Source organism: Actinacidiphila glaucinigra, assembly GCF_035918135.1.
GTDB lineage: Bacteria > Actinomycetota > Actinomycetes > Streptomycetales > Streptomycetaceae > Actinacidiphila > Actinacidiphila glaucinigra.
In genome coordinates, this window is record NZ_CP109144.1 from 7,671,790 (window position 1) to 7,686,711 (window position 14,922).

Sequence of the window (14,922 nt, forward strand, 5' to 3'; positions counted from 1 at the left end):
GCGGCCCCGTCAGCCGCGACCCCGTGCCTCCAAGGATGCCAAGTACGCGTTGTAGGCTGCCAGTTCCGCGTCGCCGTCACGGTCCGCGGCGCGGTCCTTGCGACGCGCCTGGCGCTGGTCCGAGGTGTACCACTGGATCAGCAGCGCCACGAGGACGATCACCGACGGGATCTCGCTGAACGCCCACGCGATGCCGCCGGCCGCGGTCTGGTCGTCCAGCGCGTCGATCCCCAGCGAGGCGGGCGGGTGCCGGAAGGCGCCGATCATCGGCTCGCTCGCCATCATCAGGGCGATGCCGAAGAAGGCGTGGAACGGCATCCCGGCGAACAGCTCCAGGATGCGCATCACATGGCTCGGCCGGTTCGGTCCCGGGTCCACGCCCATGATCGGCCAGAAGAACACCAGGCCCACGGCGAGGAAGTGGACCATCATCGCGATGTGCCCGGTCCGGCTGCCCATGAGGGTGTCGAACAGCGGGGTGAAGTAGAGCCCGTACAGGCTGGCGATGAACAGCGGGATGGTGAACGCCGGATGCGTGATCACCCGCATGTAGCGGCTGTGCAGCAGCGCCACCAGCAGCTCCCGCGGGCCCTTGCGGCCGCGTCCCGCCGCCGGCAGCGCCCGCAGGGTCAGGGTCACCGGGGCGCCCAGCAGCAGCAGGATGGGGGAGACCATGCTGACGACCATGTGCTGCACCATGTGGACGCTGAACATGACCATGCCGTACTCGTTCAGCGCGGTGCACATCACCAGGGCGATGGAGAGCACTCCGGCGACGAAGGCGACGATCCGGCCGGCGGGCCAGCGGTCGCCGCGCCGCAGCAGCCGTACGACCCCCCAGCCGTAGAGCACGAGCGCGAGCACACAGCCGGCCAGGAAGACCGGATCCCCGCTGAACTCGAGCCCCCGGCCGAGGGTGAACGGCGGGAGCTCCGTCGTCATCCCGTGTCCGCCGTGGTCCATCCGTCACTCTCCTGTCGCGCCTGCCGCACGCACCGCGCCGTCGGCAATGTGCCGGTTGGGGCGGGTGCGCCCGCACCAGACTAGAGCCGCCCCCGGCCGCGCTTGCGACCGGGGGCGGCGACAGGGCCTGGGAGGGCGATCAGCGCGTCACAGCACGCACTCGGCCTCGACGTACCGCTCGGCCGGGACGGTCTTGAGGTGCTCGACGGCCTCGGCCAGCGGTACCAGCGTGATGTCGGTGCCGCGCAGCGCCGTCATCATGCCGAAGTCGCCGTTGTGCGCGGCCTCGACCGCGTGCCAGCCGAAGCGGGTGGCCAGCACCCGGTCGTAGGCGGTGGGGGTGCCGCCGCGCTGCACGTGGCCGAGGATGACCGGGCGGGCCTCCTTGCCCAGCCGCTCCTCCAGCTCGATCGAGAGCCGGGTGGCGATGCCGGTGAAGCGCTCGTGGCCGTAGACGTCCTTGACGCCCGACGCGAAGTCCATCGTGCCCTCGCGCGGCTTCGCGCCCTCCGAGACCACGACGATCGCGAACTTCTTGCCCGCGGAGAAGCGCTCGCCGACCCGCTGGGTCAGCTCGTCGACGTCGAAGGGGCGCTCCGGCACGACGATCGCGTGCGCGCCGGCGGCCATGCCGGAGTGCAGGGCGATCCAGCCGGTGTGCCGGCCCATGACCTCGACGATCAGCACGCGCTGGTGCGACTCGGCGGTGGTCTTCAGACGGTCCAGCGCCTCGGTGGCCACCGTCACGGCGGTGTCGAAGCCGAAGGTGACGTCGGTGGAGGCGATGTCGTTGTCGATCGTCTTGGGCACGCCCACGATCGGCAGGCCGTTGTCGGACAGCAGCCGGGCGGCCTTGAGGGTGCCCTCGCCGCCGATCGGGATGATCGCGTCCAGGCCCAGGTCGGCGACGTGGCCCTTGGCCCGCTCGACACCGTCCCGCAGGTGCTCGGGGCGGACCCGGGAGGAGCCGAGGATGGTGCCGCCACGGGCCAGGATGCCGCCCACGGCGTCGAGGTCGAGCTTGCGGTAGTCGCACTCGAGGAGGCCCTTCCACCCGTCGTGGAAGCCTATGACCTCGTCCCCGTGGTCGACGACCGCGCGGTGCACGACCGACCGGATGACGGCGTTGAGGCCGGGGCAGTCGCCGCCGCTCGTCAGCACACCAATACGCATTTGCTGGTTACTCCTGAAAGATCGATCCGGGCGCCGGACCTCGTCGTCCGGATGGACCCGCGGCGACGCGCACCGCTGCCGCCTAGGTTATCGAGCCGGGTCCGGGCGGCGGAAACGCCGCCCGCAGTGCGGACACCACCCGGCCCCGGCCCCGTTGTCCCCCGGTCCGGCCCGCGACGGTGCGGGCCTCAGGCGGGCTGGCTCGCCGCCGCGATGCGCTCGGCGCGCAGCGCCTCGTACCACTGGTCGTCGACCGGCGGCAGCGCCCTGACGTCCATCGCCAGCTTGATCAGCATGTCCGCGATCTGCGGGTTGCGGGCCATGACGGGGCCGTGCATGTAGGTGCCGAAGACGGTCTCGTTGTACGCGCCCTCGGTGCCGTCGCCGGTGCCGTTGCCGTTGCCGAAGCGGGTCCGCGCCAGGGGGCGGGCGTTCTTGCCGACATGGGTGACGCCCTGGTGGTTCTCGAAGCCGGTCAGCGGCGGCAGGCCGAGCGCGGGGTCGATGTCGGCCAGCACGTCGCCGACGCAGCGCTCGCCCTCGCCGCGGACGCTCACCACGTCCAGCAGGCCGAGGCCCGGCTCGGGGCGGCCGAGGTCGTTGACGAACTCGTGGCCGATGATCTGGTAGCCGGCGCACACCGAGAAGACGATGGCGCCGTTGTCGACCGCGCGGTTCAGCCCGCCGTCGCGGCGCAGCCGCTCGGCGGCCAACCGCTGCGGGCGGTCCTCGCCGCCGCCGATGAGGTAGATGTCACCGGAGGTCGGGATCGGCTGGTCGGACCGTACGTCGATCCGGGTGACCGGCACCCGCCGCTGGCGGGCCCGGCGCTCGGTGACCAGGACGTTGCCCTGGTCACCGTAGGTGCTCAGCAGGTCGGGGTAGACCCACACCAGACGCAGGCTGGAGTCGCTCACAGCGTGTTTCTCCTGTCGAAACGGGTCTTCGGTCAGTTGCCGACGCGGCGGCGGAGGTCCTGGAAGGCGGTGTAGTTGGCGATGGCCTCGATCCGGCCGGCCGGCGAGGTGCGCACCGCCTCGTCGAAGTCCTGGCACACCTGGAAGTCCAGGCCCGCGACCTCCAGGCGGACCGCGAGGTCCAGCTTCCGGTCGCCGATGACCCGGATCGGATGCCCGGCCAGACGGGTGTAGTCCACGTCCCACAGCCAGGAGGTGTCCGTGCCGTCGGCCCCGCGGGCGTTCACCGAGAGGATCACCGGGGTCGGCGGGCCGTCGATCAGCGAGAAGGTCTCCAGCCAGCCGGCGGGGTTCTTCGCGAGCAGCAGCCGGACGTCGCGGTCGTGGAACTGCACCACGTCGTAGCGGCCGGCGACGGCCTGCACCTTGTACATCCGCTCCAGGGCGACCTTGGGGTCCACCCCGAAGGCGGCCGCCGCGGCGGCGGACACGGCGGCGTTGGACTTGTTGGCGCGGCCGGGCAGCTGGAGCTGGATCGGCCACGCGGACCCGTACGGGTCGATCACGTGGTCGCCGGAGAGCGCCCAGGTCGCCGTCGGGCGGCGGAAACCGCACTCGCCGCAGAACCAGTCCTCGGCAGGCCGCTGCAGGACACCGCCGCACGAGGGGCAGGACCAGGCGTCGTCCTTCCACTCCTGGCCGGCGGCGACCCAGACGACGGTCGGGCACGAGGAGGCGGCCCAGGTGATCAGCGGGTCGTCGGCGTTGGCGATGATGATGGCGTCCGAGCCCGCCAGGCCCTCGCGCCACTTCTCGGCGAGCATGCGGGTCTCGGCGGCGCGGTCCAGCTGGTCCCGGGAGAGGTTGAGCAGGGCGATGGCCTTGGGCTTGACGTCACGGGCCACGCCGGCCAGGTACTTCTCGTCCACCTCGATCACGCCGTAGCGCGCCTCGGAGCCGCCGGCGAGCGCCGAGGTGATGCCGGCCGGCATGTTGGCGCCCAGGGCGTTGGAGACGACCTCGCCGTTGGCGCGCAGCGCCTCGGCGAGGAGCCGCGTCGTGGTGGTCTTGCCGTTGGTGGCCGAAACGAGCACGACGTCGAGATGGGTCGCCAGCCGGGCCAGTAGATCAGGGTCGAGTTTCAGCGCCACCCGGCCGCCGATCACCGATCCGCTGCCGCGCCCCGCCGCCCGCGACACTGCCGCTGCGGCCTTGCCCGCCGTCACGGCCAGCTTCGCCCGCGGCGACAGTGGCTCCGCGTTGCCTGCCATCGTCTCCACATCCTCCTCGCGTCCGGCCCCGCTCACCTTCCCGGCGGTCGGCCGCGGTGTGCGCACCGGGCCGTTGCACCGGCCGGAAGGCATCGGTCGCCGATCAGCCTATCCACTTCCCCCACCGGGGCTGAAACGAGCCGCCCCCGTACGCTGACCGGCATGCGACACGCCCCCATCCCCGGCAGCTCCGGGACCGTCCGCCCGATGCGGCTGCTGGGTGATCCCGGGCTCCGGGAACCTTGCCGCGACGTGACCCTCTTCGATGCCGAACTCGCCTCTCTCGTGGAGGACTTGTTCGCCACGATGTACGCGCACGACGGAGTGGGGCTGGCCGCGAACCAGATCGGCGTACCACTGCGGGTGTTCGTCTTCGACTGCCCGGACGACGAGGACGTCCGACACCTCGGACATGTGGTCAACCCCCGGCTCGTGCACAACGACGGGGTCGTGGTGACCGGCGACGAGGGCTGCCTGTCGCTGCCGGGCGTGCACGCGGGCACCGCGCGGCACGACGAGACCGTCATCGAGGGCGTCGACAAGGACGGCGCACCGCTGCGCGTGGAGGGCACCGGCTTCTTCGCCCGCTGCCTCCAGCACGAGTGCGACCACCTCGAGGGCGGCCTGTTCGTCGACCGGCTCACCGGCCTGCGCCGCCACCGCGCGCTGCGCGCGGCCCGCCGGGCCCCCTGGGCGCTCGGCGAGGGCGCTCAGGCCTAGAGGCGCGCCGCGCCCGGGCGGTCGCCGACGGCGGCGAGGCGGCCCCACAGCAGGTCCGCGAGGTGGCGGACGAGGACGTCGCGGGCGACGGGGCGTTCGCCCAGCCACCAGTCCCCGGCCGCGTGCATCATGCCGACGATGCCGTGCCCCCACACCCGTGCCGCGACCTGGCCCTCCGGGCCGAGGTCGAGCCGCTCGGCGATGAAGCCGGCCAGTTCCTCGCCCATGCGGCGCAGCACGGGGGCGGAGTGGCGGCCGATGTCGAATCCGCGATCGGAGTCGGCGGCGTTCTCGGCGGGGTGCATCAGGAAGCGGTAGACCTGCGGACGGGCCTCGATGGCCGACAGGTACGCGTCGAGCGTGGCCTCCACCCGGTCGCGGCGCTCGTTGGGCGCGTCGAGGGCGGCCCGCAGGTTGGCCAGCAGCGCGTCGGTGTGGCGCTTTGCCAGGGCTCGGTAAAGTCCGCTCTTGTCGCCGAAGTGGCGGTACAGAATGGGCTTGGTGATGCCCGCCTCGGCGGCGATGGCGTTCATGGACGCCTCGGGGCCGTCCCGCAGCACGACGCGGTCCGCGGCCTCGAGGAGCTCCCTGCGCCGCTCCTCCGCCGCGGATGCCGTTCGCTGCTCCCGCCGCTGGCTGGTGTCCACCCGAGCCTCCCCGCCCGTTCGAATTTCCTCGCGCCTGCGCAACGTAACACCCCAAGTCCGGTTGACATCCCTTACCAGCCGGTAACACACTGGGCGTTACCGCAAGTAACAAGCACGTGGAGGGGACCATGGGCGACTTCTCGCTCGAGCTCGACGACGACCAGAAATCGGTGCGCGACTGGATCCACGGCTTCGCGGCCGACGTCATGCGCCCGGCTGCGGCGGAGTGGGACGAGCGCGAGGAGACCCCCTGGCCGGTGATCCAGGAGGCCGCGAAGATCGGACTCTACTCGCTCGACTTCTACGCCCAGCAGTACTTCGACCCGACCGGCCTCGGCATCCCGATCGCCATGGAGGAGCTCTTCTGGGGCGACGCGGGCATCGGCCTGTCCATCGTCGGCACCGGGCTGGCCGCCGTCGGCGTGCTGGCGAACGGCACCGAGGAGCAGATCGGCACCTGGATCCCCCAGATGTACGGCGACGTCAACGACGTGAAGGTCGCCGCCTTCTGCTCCTCCGAGCCCGACGCGGGCTCCGACGTCGGCTCGATGCGCACCACCGCCGTGTACGACGAGGCCAAGGACGAGTGGGTCCTGAACGGCACCAAGACCTGGGCGACCAACGGCGGCATAGCCAACGTCCACGTCGTCGTCGCCGTCGTCGACCCGGAGCTCGGATCCAAGGGCCACGCCTCCTTCATCGTGCCGCCGAACACCCCCGGGCTCTCCCAGGGGCAGAAGTTCAAGAAGCACGGCATCCGCGCCTCGCACACCGCCGAGGTGGTACTGGACGGCGCCCGTGTCCCGGGGAGCTGCCTGCTCGGCGGCAAGGAGAAACTGGACGAGCGCCTCGCGCGGGCCCGCGAGCGGGCCGGGGGCGGCGAGCGCGTGAAGAACGCCGCCATGGCCACCTTCGAGGCCTCCCGTCCGGCCGTCGGCGCGATGGCGGTGGGCACGGCCCGCGCCGCGTACGAGGTCGCCCTCGACTACGCCATGACCCGCACCCAGTTCGGCCGCCCCATCATCGACAACCAGGGCGTCGCCTTCCAGTTGGCCGACATGCGCACCCAGGTCGACGCGGCCCGTCTGCTGGTCTGGCGCGCCTCCTGGATGGCGATCTCGGGCAAGCCCTTCACCTCGGCCGAGGGCTCGATGTCCAAGCTGTACGCGAGCGAGACGGCGAAGAAGGTCACCGCCCAGGCCATCCAGATCCTCGGCGGCAACGGCTTCACCCGTGAGTACCCGGTGGAACGCATGCACCGGGATGCCGCCATCTACACGATCTTCGAGGGCACGAGCGAGATCCAGCGCCTCGTGATCGCCCGCACCCTGTCGGGCATGCCCATCCGCTGACGCCTGACTCCTGTCCGCCGGGCGCACTGTTCGCGGCCGTCCGGGGCCCCGTGCCCCCGCCGGGAGGTGTCAGCGGCGGCGGGCGGTCCGCGCGCGGGGGCGGGGGCGCAGGGCGGCTTCGAGGTCGTCCAGGGTCTCCATGAGGAGTTCGGCGCTGCGCCGGACGATGCGGTCGGCGTCCGAGCGCGGCCAGGCCTCCAGGGTGGCGCGCACCGGGGCGAAGTCCGGGGGGCGTCGTTCGCGGACCGCGGTGGCGGCGTCCGCCGTGGCCGTGCGCAGGTGCCGGGCGAAGGGCGCGGCGTCCGGGACCGGGGCGGCGTCGGGGGCCGGGAGGTGGGCCTCCATGAGCATGGGGACGCGGCCCATGGCCGACAGGGCCGCGTCGGCGCCGTCGGCGGCGCGGCGGGACAGGCCGCGGCCCCGCACGGGTTCGGCGTCGGCGCGGGCGACGGCCTGGTCCCAGGCGAGCGCGGCCGCGCGGGCGTCCAGCAGGGCCGCGCGCACGGCCTCGCGCCTCCCCCGCGCGGGGGAGGCGTGGGCCTCCATCGCGGCGGCGGCGTACCGCCCGGTGGCCTTGACGCGGTCGGCCAGGCGGTTCCGCAGCCGCGGGGTCTCCCACGCCGGGAAGAGCGCGTACGCGGCCATCGCCAGCACCCCGCCGAGCATCGTGAGCAGCACGCGGTCGGGCACCGTCTGCGTCCAGCTGGAACCGGCCATGCCGAGCAGGAAGACCACGTACGCCGACGCGGCCACCTGGGAGACCAGATAACCGGTGCGCATCAGCCCGTACATCAGGGCGACGGACACCACCGCCAGCACGGCGCAGGGGTACGGCCCCGGGGCGAAGGACTGCATCACCGCGGTCGCCACGGTGACGCCCGCGAGGGTCCCGACGAAGCGGGCCACGCTGCGGCCGTACGTCTGCGAGAAGTCGGGCCGCATCACCAGCACCGAGGTCAGCGGCGCCCAGTAGCCGTGACCGAGCGGCAGGGCCGCGCCGAGGGCGTAGCCCGCGGGGGTGACGGCGGCCAGCCGGACGGCGTGCCGGAAGACGGGGGAGTCGAAGCGGGCCTCGCGCCGCACGGTGCGCACGGCGAGCGGCAGGAGTTCGGGCACGCTGGGGCGGCGCAGGTGGGCGGTGTCGGTGCTCACCGAGCCGCCGCGGCCCGTGGCGGAGGAGACCGCCTCGCTGAGCAGCGCGACGAGCCGCAGGGCGGTGCGCCGTGCGGGCCCGGTCAACTGCTCCTCCGGTGCGGGTTCGACGAGCACCACGGACTCCGCCTCCGGCGGTACGCGCACCGGCTCGGCCTCGCGCACCGCGCGTGCCACCGCGTCCAGCACCGAGGCCGCCGCGGCGAGCAGTTCGCGGGCCCGGTCGCGCTCCGGCCCCTCGGCGGCGGCGCCGACCGTCGGATCGGCGAGCGAGGTCAGGACGGGGCGGATGCGCTCGGCCAGCACCCGCTTCCCGCGCAGCGCGGCCGGACGCCGCCGCGCCTGCCGGTCGGTGATGACGGCCGCGCTGCGCGCGGTCATCAGCGGCTCGGGGTCGAACGGCGCGAACGGGTCGTGTCGCAGCCGCCGCGCGTAGTCGGCCTCCGCCGCGAAGGCGTCGGCCAGCGCGTCGCGCTGCCGGCCCCAGCGGCGTACCGGGAACAGCATGATCAGCGCCGCCTGCACGACCCCGCCCGCCGCGATGACCAGGGCGTGGCCGAAGGCGCTCAGCGCGGACGTCGGCAGGGTGATCACGACCAGCATGACGGCGACGGTCAGCGACGAGACGATGCCCGCGGTGGGCCCCAGCGCCCAGGCCATGCCCGCCAGGAAGGCCCAGACCGCCAGCAGCGCCACGAACACCCACCAGTGCGCCCCCGCCAGGTAGCCCAGGAAGGTGCTGACGGCCAGCCCGCCACCGGCGACCAGCGCCAGCACCGGCCGGGGCCGCCAGCTGCGCTGGAAGGTGGCCATGCCGGAGGCGAAGGCGCCGAACGCGGAGGAGGCGGCGACCAGGGGGCCGGCCAGCCACAGCGACAGGCCGATGACGATGGCGACGCCCGCCGCGGCGCGCAGCGCGACGAGCGGTTCGAGCCCGGCGCGCTCGATCCGCAGCCCCTCGCGGGCGCTGCGGCGCAGGGCGCGCAACCAGGTCATGAGGCCGAGGATAGGACGGGTAGGACGGGGAGGGCCGGGTAAGCGCAGCGCAAGATCCGTTCCGGCGAGTCCGAGGAGGCAGAACGTCATGACCGTCCCAGCACGCCGCGCCACGGTGCCGCCCTTCCCGCCCGACCCCGTGCCGCCCGCCCCGCATCCCGTTCCCGGCCCGACCCCCGATCCGGTGCCCGCGCCGCCCCCGCAGCCGGAGCCCGGCCCCGAGCCACAGCCCGAGCCGCAACCGCTGTAATGCCTGGTCAGGGCCGTGAGGCGGGTTCTCCCTGTCCCGGTGGGCGCCAGGTCTGGTTCAATGGGTGCCATGGCCAGCCTCATTGACACCGCGACAGGTCGCAGCGACCTCGAGCCGTTCTGGCCGTCCAGGCAGGAGTACCAGTTCGACCGGGAGTGTTGTCGCGCGGTCCCCGCGCGGACCCCGGTCCACAGCTGACGCCGTCCCTCCCGGTCGCCGCCCGCTGCCGGCCTCCCGGCGGTCCCGCGCAACACGTCGTCCGACGACCCTTCGCGCGAGAGCCGAGACCCGTATGTCCTCCAGCACCAGCACCCAGTCACTGCCCCTGCCCGCCGCCAACCGCCAGCACCTGCGCGCCGTCCGCACCGGGGACGCCCGCGCGGGTGACGTCCCGCCGGTTCCGGACTTCCTCCCGCCCGGCTCGACCTGGCTGCCCGCCCCCGGCCACCTGATGCCCCCGGGCGCGGGCGGGCCGCCGATGGTCGGCTACCTCGTCCTCGTCCCCGTCGAGGGGCAGGCGCCGCCCGAGCCCCCGGCACCCGCCGGCCTGCCGGTGACCGTCGACGCCGAGCGCCGTGTCGCTCAGGTACAGGGGCGCGCGCTCGACCTCACCTACCTGGAGTTCGAGCTGCTCGCCCATCTGGTGGCGCACCCGCACCGCGTGCACACCCGCGACCAGCTCGTCACCACGGTCTGGGGGTACGGCCACGTGGGCGACGGGCGCACCGTGGACGTCCACATCGCCCGGCTGCGGCGCAAGCTCGGCCCCGAACACCGCGCCAGCATCGTCACCGTGCGCCGGGTCGGCTACAAGTACGCGCCGTCTTCGGTCCGCTGAGCCGTCCGGCGGACGGAAGGAGGGGGCCGGGCGGCCGCCGGGGGGCGTCCCCGGAACCGGCGGAAACCCGGCTCTCCCACACGTCACGCCTGTAACATGGCCCCCCACCGGAGTATGGGTACGCTTTCCCCGTTCCGGCGTCGGCGCAGCGGGGAGCGGGTCCGGAGGGCGTGATGGCTGAGTCTCGGGAGTGGGCGCCCCCTGCGCCCGCGACGGTGGCCTGGCCGGCTCCCGCCGCCGCCCGGATGTCGCTCAACGACGTCGGCGGCTTTGACTGGGACCTCGACCGCGACCGCCTGCACCTCGACGAGCACGCCCTGCGGACGGTGGACCTGCGCCCGGAGGACTTCGACGGCGACCCGAAGGCGCTGTTCGCCCGGCTGTCGCCCGACGAGGCGACCGACGTCACCGCGGCGATCACCCAGGCACTCGGCGAGGGCCGCTCCTCCTTCCTCGCCTTCGGCCGGCTCACCCGTGGCGACGGCCGCCGCGGCTGGGTCCGCTTCCAGGGCCGCATCGTCCGCGACGAGACCGGCCGGGCGAACCGGGTGATAGGCCTCGTCAGCGACGCCACCGACGAACTCGCCCAGGCCGCGGAGTGCCTGCGCGCGGACGAGGACCGCCCGGCCGAGAGCAACCTGGTCATGGAGGTCACCGCGTCGCTGGCCCAGGCCGTGACCGTGCGCGACGTGACCGCGGCCCTCACCGGGAACCCCAGGATGGACCGGCTCGGCATAGCCAGCCTCTTCCTCGGCCAGGTCGAGGCCGGCCGGGTCCACGTGGTGAGCGACGCCAAGGCCGACAGCTGGGTGCCGTCGCTGCAGTACACGCGGATCGAGGACGAGTTCCCGATGAGCGAGGTCGTACGGACCCTCGTCCCGCGCTTCATCACCTCCGGCGAGGAGTTCGCCCGGCGCTACCCCAAGCTGTGGCCGCACATCGAGCCGCTCGGCGCCTCCGCCGCCGCCTACCTCCCGCTGATCGCCCAGGGCCAGCCCATCGGCGCCCTGGGCCTGCTGTACCGCCACAAGCAGGGTTTCTCGCCGCAGGAGCGCCATCTGCTGATCGCGCTGAGCGGCAGCATCGCGCAGAGCCTGCAGCGCGCCATCCTCTTCGACCAGGAGCACGACATCGCGCAGGGTCTGCAGACCGCGATGCTGCCCCGCACCATCCCGCGCATCCCCGGCACCGAGATCGCGGTGCGCTACCGCTCCGCCCGGCTGGCCAGGGACATCGGCGGCGACTGGTACGACGTGGTGGCGATGCCCGGCGGCCGGGTCGCCGTCATCATCGGCGACGTCCAGGGCCACGACACCCACGCGACGGCCGTCATGGGCCAGTTGCGGATCGCGCTGCGCGCCTACGCCGGCGAGGGCCACCCGCCCGCCAGCGTCATGGCGCGCGCCTCGGCCTTCCTGCACGAGCTGGACACCGACCGCTTCGCCACCTGCCTGTACGCCCAGGTCGACCCGGCCACCGGGTCCGCCCTGCTGGTGCGCGCCGGGCACATCGACCCGCTGGTGCGGCTGTCCGACGGCACCGTCCGCGTACTGCCCACCGCGGGCGGGCTGCCGCTCGGCCTGTCCGCCCAGTTCGGCAGGCCCGACTACCCCGTCACCCCCGCCGAACTCGGCCCCGGCGAGACCCTCCTGATGTTCAGTGACGGACTCGTCGAGCGGCCCGGCGCCGACCTCGACGTCGGTGTGCGGCGGCTGTCCGCGGCGCTGTGCGAGGGCCCCCGCGAGGTCCCGGCCCTCGCCGACCACCTCACCGCCGTCATGGGCGAACAGGCCACCGACGACGACATGGCCCTGCTGCTGCTCCGGCGCGACAGCGACGCCTCCCCGCACCCGCCGCACCGGCTGCACCGGCACATCGCCCCCGGCGACCCCGAGGCGCTCTCCGAGGCCCGGGCACTGGTCCGCGACGCCATGGCGGGCTGGGGCCTGCGCGACCGGGTCGACGAGGCCGAACTCGCCGCCGGAGAGCTGATCACCAACGCGCTGGTGCACACCGACGGCGGCGCCCTGCTCACCCTGCGCATGCTCCCCGACCCGTCGCCGGCCCACGCCACGCCGGACGTCACCCGGCGGCTGCGCATCGAGGTGCACGACCTGGCGGCGAACTGGCCGCGCCGCCGACAGCCCGGCGAGCGCGAGGTGTCCGGACGCGGTCTGCTGCTGGTCGACCGCCTGGCGGACGCGTGGGGTGTGGAGCCGCACGGTTCGGGCAAGGCAGTGTGGTGCGAATTCCGCGACCGCAGGAGCGGTACGGAGCCCGTCCGGCACTGACCGCGAGGGTCCGGCCGCACACCGTTCGCGCCGGTCACGTGCCCCGGATTCACCCGGACGGCTCACCCGCCACGACACACCGCCCGATTGGACGCAGGCTGTCGGTGAGGAGCCAAGAAGCCACTCTGCTCACATGCTGGCCGCGCCGGCACCGGGGAGGTCTGCGATGCCGACGGTGTCTACGAGCGTGATCGTCACCCGTACCGTGGAAGAGGTCTTCGACTACCTTGCCGACGCCCGCAACCTCGCGTCGTGGAACTCCGGTGTCGCCGCCGTGGCGGCCGACGCCATCACCCCCGGCGAGCGGGCCGTCTACCGCTACCACTATCCGGGCCGCCACCGGGAGCACCGGCTGGTCTGCTCGGTCTTCCAGCCCTGCCGGCGGATCACCTACCGAGGCCGGCGGATGTGGAGCCCGCTGGGCACCCAGACGCCCGAGTTCGCGTTCCGGATGCTGCCGCACTCGCGGGGCGCGTTCGTCCAGCTGCAGGTCACCTGCCAGCTCGGCGGCGGCATGCTGCTGCTGGGCCCCTTCCTCGGCTGGGCCTGGCGCCGCGACCTCCCGGAGGACGCGCGCCGGCTGCGCGAGGCCCTGGGCGACCACGGCATCATGCCGCAGCCCCCGATGCCGCCCCCGCCACCACCGTCGGCGACGACCGGAGCGCTCCTCGCGGGCCAGGCCCGAGCACCGGCACCGGCACCGGCACCGGCGGGGGCCGTCCCCGCGCCGCCGGCCAGGGGGCTGCGCCGTGCGATGGCCCGTGTAGCAGGTCAGGGCCGGATCGGCACGGGCAGCTGACGGATCCGCCGGAATCCCGGCCACCCGGCCGGTCGGCTGACAGGCTGGACGTCGTACGTGCCCCCCGCACCACAGCAACAGAGAGGAACCGCAGATGGCGGAGCAGGCCCGCATCGGCGTCACCGGACTCGCGGTCATGGGCCGCAACCTGGCCCGGAACCTCGCGCGGCACGGCCACCCCGTGGCCTTGTACAACCGCACCCCGGCCAGGACGCGCTCCCTGGTGGAGGAGTTCGGCAGCGAGGGCGAGTTCCATCCGGCGGAGTCCCTCAAGGAGTTCGTCGACTCGCTCGAACGGCCCCGGCGCATCATCATCATGGTCAAGGCCGGTGCCCCCACCGACGCCGTGATCGACGAGCTGGTGCCGCTGCTGGAGCCCGGCGACATGGTCGTCGACGGCGGCAACGCCGACTACCGCGACACCCGGCGCCGGGAGAAGGCGCTGCGCGAACAGGGTCTCCACTTCGTCGGCTCCGGGATCTCCGGCGGCGAGGAGGGCGCCCTCAACGGCCCCTCGATCATGCCGGGCGGCTCGGCGGAGTCGTACGAGTCCCTGGGCCCGATCCTCGAGGACATCGCCGCCAAGGTCGACGGGGTGCCCTGCTGCACCCACGTCGGACCGGACGGTGCCGGACACTTCGTCAAGATGGTCCACAACGGCATCGAATACTCCGACATGCAGCTCATCGCCGAGGCCTACGACCTGCTGCGGCACGCCGCGGGCAAGCGGCCGGGCGAGATCGCGGAGATCTTCCGCACCTGGAACTCCGGCCGTCTCGAGTCGTACCTCGTCGAGATCACCGCGGAGGTGCTGGCCCACACGGACGCCGAAACCGGCAAGCCGTTCGTCGACGTGGTGCTGGACCAGGCCGGCCAGAAGGGCACCGGCAGCTGGACGGTGCAGAACGCCCTGGAGTTCGGCGTCCCCGTCTCCGGCATCGCCGAGGCGGTCTTCGCACGCTCGCTGTCGGGCAGCGCGGAGCTGCGCGCCGCCTCGCGCGGACTGCCCGGGCCGGCCGAGACCTGGCTGGACAGCGCGGCGAGCGACCGCTTCGCCGACGACGTCGAGCAGGCGCTGTACGCCTCGAAGATCGTCGCGTACGCCCAGGGCTTCAACCTGATCCAGGCGGGCAGCAAGGAGTTCGGCTGGGACATCGACGCGGGTTCGATGGCGACGATCTGGCGCGGCGGCTGCATCATCCGGGCGAGCTTCCTCAACCGCATCAAGGAGGCCTTCGACTCCGAGCCGGGCCGTCCCACGCTGCTGACGGACGCGCACTTCGCCGACGCCCTCGGCACCGCGCAGGCCGCCTGGCGCCGGGTCGTCTCCACCGCGGCCCAGCTCGGCGTCCCCGCGCCGGGGTTCTCCGCGGCGCTCGCGTACTACGACGCCCTGCGCGCGGAGCGGCTGCCGGCCGCGCTCATCCAGGGGCAGCGCGACTTCTTCGGCGCGCACACCTACAAGCGGGTGGACAAGTCCGGTTCCTTCCACACGCTCTGGGGCGGCGACCGGTCGGAGATCCCCGCCGACTGACGCCCGCCGCCGCGTGGGC

At 73.4% G+C, this 14,922-nt stretch carries 14 protein-coding genes; 8 read left to right on the forward strand and 6 right to left on the reverse strand.

Going from position 1 to position 14,922, the window contains the following annotated elements:
• Positions 1–9 precede the first annotated feature (9 nt).
• The 4 genes from OIE69_RS34605 to OIE69_RS34620 all read right to left on the reverse strand — a co-directional run bounded on the left by OIE69_RS34605 (position 10) and on the right by OIE69_RS34620 (position 4,324).
• Positions 10–963, reverse strand: a complete 954-nt coding sequence (locus tag OIE69_RS34605) for a cytochrome c oxidase assembly protein (RefSeq protein ID WP_326578541.1) — start codon at positions 961–963, stop codon at positions 10–12.
• Between the two features lie 147 nt (positions 964–1,110).
• Positions 1,111–2,136 (reverse strand): 6-phosphofructokinase, encoded by a 1,026-nt coding sequence (locus tag OIE69_RS34610; RefSeq protein WP_326578543.1) that lies wholly within the window; start codon positions 2,134–2,136, stop codon positions 1,111–1,113.
• Between the two features lie 188 nt (positions 2,137–2,324).
• Positions 2,325–3,053 carry a type 1 glutamine amidotransferase gene (locus tag OIE69_RS34615; RefSeq protein WP_018561605.1) on the reverse strand — a complete coding sequence of 243 codons (729 nt, stop codon included), beginning with the start codon at positions 3,051–3,053 and terminating at the stop codon, positions 2,325–2,327.
• Between the two features lie 32 nt (positions 3,054–3,085).
• On the reverse strand, positions 3,086–4,324 hold the full coding sequence (locus OIE69_RS34620; RefSeq protein ID WP_326578545.1) for a MurT ligase domain-containing protein: 1,239 nt from the start codon (positions 4,322–4,324) through the stop codon (positions 3,086–3,088).
• A 162-nt stretch (positions 4,325–4,486) separates the two neighbouring features.
• Here OIE69_RS34620 and def point away from each other — a divergent pair, with 162 nt between their 5' ends.
• A complete protein-coding gene (gene def / locus OIE69_RS34625; protein ID WP_326578547.1) occupies positions 4,487–5,044 on the forward strand; it encodes a peptide deformylase in 558 nt (185 codons plus the stop codon).
• Here def and OIE69_RS34630 read toward each other — a convergent pair.
• Entirely contained in the window at positions 5,041–5,691 is a 651-nt protein-coding gene (locus OIE69_RS34630) for a TetR family transcriptional regulator (RefSeq protein WP_326578549.1), read from the reverse strand. The genes def and OIE69_RS34630 overlap by 4 nt on opposite strands.
• Before the next feature lie 128 nt (positions 5,692–5,819).
• Here OIE69_RS34630 and OIE69_RS34635 point away from each other — a divergent pair, with 128 nt between their 5' ends.
• Positions 5,820–7,043: an acyl-CoA dehydrogenase family protein gene (locus tag OIE69_RS34635; RefSeq protein ID WP_326578551.1), complete on the forward strand. Its 1,224-nt coding sequence runs from the start codon at positions 5,820–5,822 to the stop codon at positions 7,041–7,043.
• Between the two features lie 69 nt (positions 7,044–7,112).
• On the opposite strand, the gene OIE69_RS34640 is transcribed toward OIE69_RS34635, so the two are convergent.
• Positions 7,113–9,191, reverse strand: coding sequence for an FUSC family protein (locus OIE69_RS34640; RefSeq protein WP_326578553.1), 2,079 nt, complete (start codon positions 9,189–9,191; stop codon positions 7,113–7,115).
• 88 nt (positions 9,192–9,279) lie between these two features.
• Here OIE69_RS34640 and OIE69_RS34645 point away from each other — a divergent pair, with 88 nt between their 5' ends.
• From OIE69_RS34645 to gndA, 6 genes are all read left to right on the forward strand, one after another.
• The gene (locus tag OIE69_RS34645) at positions 9,280–9,441 is read left to right on the forward strand and encodes a hypothetical protein (RefSeq protein ID WP_326578555.1); all 162 of its coding nucleotides are present in this window, start codon (positions 9,280–9,282) and stop codon (positions 9,439–9,441) included.
• 69 nt (positions 9,442–9,510) lie between these two features.
• On the forward strand, positions 9,511–9,639 hold the full coding sequence (locus OIE69_RS34650) for a hypothetical protein (RefSeq protein ID WP_326581585.1): 129 nt from the start codon (positions 9,511–9,513) through the stop codon (positions 9,637–9,639).
• 94 nt (positions 9,640–9,733) lie between these two features.
• Positions 9,734–10,279 (forward strand): winged helix-turn-helix domain-containing protein, encoded by a 546-nt coding sequence (locus OIE69_RS34655; RefSeq protein ID WP_326578557.1) that lies wholly within the window; start codon positions 9,734–9,736, stop codon positions 10,277–10,279.
• A gap of 173 nt (positions 10,280–10,452) precedes the next feature.
• Positions 10,453–12,570, forward strand: coding sequence for an ATP-binding SpoIIE family protein phosphatase (locus OIE69_RS34660; RefSeq protein WP_326578558.1), 2,118 nt, complete (start codon positions 10,453–10,455; stop codon positions 12,568–12,570).
• 166 nt (positions 12,571–12,736) lie between these two features.
• Entirely contained in the window at positions 12,737–13,369 is a 633-nt protein-coding gene (locus OIE69_RS34665) for an SRPBCC family protein (protein WP_326578560.1), read from the forward strand.
• A 94-nt stretch (positions 13,370–13,463) separates the two neighbouring features.
• Positions 13,464–14,903 (forward strand): NADP-dependent phosphogluconate dehydrogenase, encoded by a 1,440-nt coding sequence (gndA, locus tag OIE69_RS34670; RefSeq protein WP_326578562.1) that lies wholly within the window; start codon positions 13,464–13,466, stop codon positions 14,901–14,903.
• Positions 14,904–14,922: the final 19 nt, after the last annotated feature.

What these genes read in the sequence shown, in the direction of transcription:
- OIE69_RS34605 (WP_326578541.1), bottom strand. Translation starts at nt 963, where the DNA reads ATGGACCACGGCGGACACGGGATGACGACGGAGCTCCCGCCGTTCACC.
- OIE69_RS34610 (WP_326578543.1), bottom strand. Translation starts at nt 2,136, where the DNA reads ATGCGTATTGGTGTGCTGACGAGCGGCGGCGACTGCCCCGGCCTCAAC.
- OIE69_RS34620 (WP_326578545.1), bottom strand. Translation starts at nt 4,324, where the DNA reads ATGGCAGGCAACGCGGAGCCACTGTCGCCGCGGGCGAAGCTGGCCGTG.
- def (WP_326578547.1), top strand. Translation starts at nt 4,487, where the DNA reads ATGCGACACGCCCCCATCCCCGGCAGCTCCGGGACCGTCCGCCCGATG.
- OIE69_RS34635 (WP_326578551.1), top strand. Translation starts at nt 5,820, where the DNA reads ATGGGCGACTTCTCGCTCGAGCTCGACGACGACCAGAAATCGGTGCGC.
- OIE69_RS34640 (WP_326578553.1), bottom strand. Translation starts at nt 9,191, where the DNA reads ATGACCTGGTTGCGCGCCCTGCGCCGCAGCGCCCGCGAGGGGCTGCGG.
- OIE69_RS34645 (WP_326578555.1), top strand. Translation starts at nt 9,280, where the DNA reads ATGACCGTCCCAGCACGCCGCGCCACGGTGCCGCCCTTCCCGCCCGAC.
- OIE69_RS34650 (WP_326581585.1), top strand. Translation starts at nt 9,511, where the DNA reads ATGGCCAGCCTCATTGACACCGCGACAGGTCGCAGCGACCTCGAGCCG.
- OIE69_RS34655 (WP_326578557.1), top strand. Translation starts at nt 9,734, where the DNA reads ATGTCCTCCAGCACCAGCACCCAGTCACTGCCCCTGCCCGCCGCCAAC.
- OIE69_RS34660 (WP_326578558.1), top strand. Translation starts at nt 10,453, where the DNA reads ATGGCTGAGTCTCGGGAGTGGGCGCCCCCTGCGCCCGCGACGGTGGCC.
- OIE69_RS34665 (WP_326578560.1), top strand. Translation starts at nt 12,737, where the DNA reads ATGCCGACGGTGTCTACGAGCGTGATCGTCACCCGTACCGTGGAAGAG.
- gndA (WP_326578562.1), top strand. Translation starts at nt 13,464, where the DNA reads ATGGCGGAGCAGGCCCGCATCGGCGTCACCGGACTCGCGGTCATGGGC.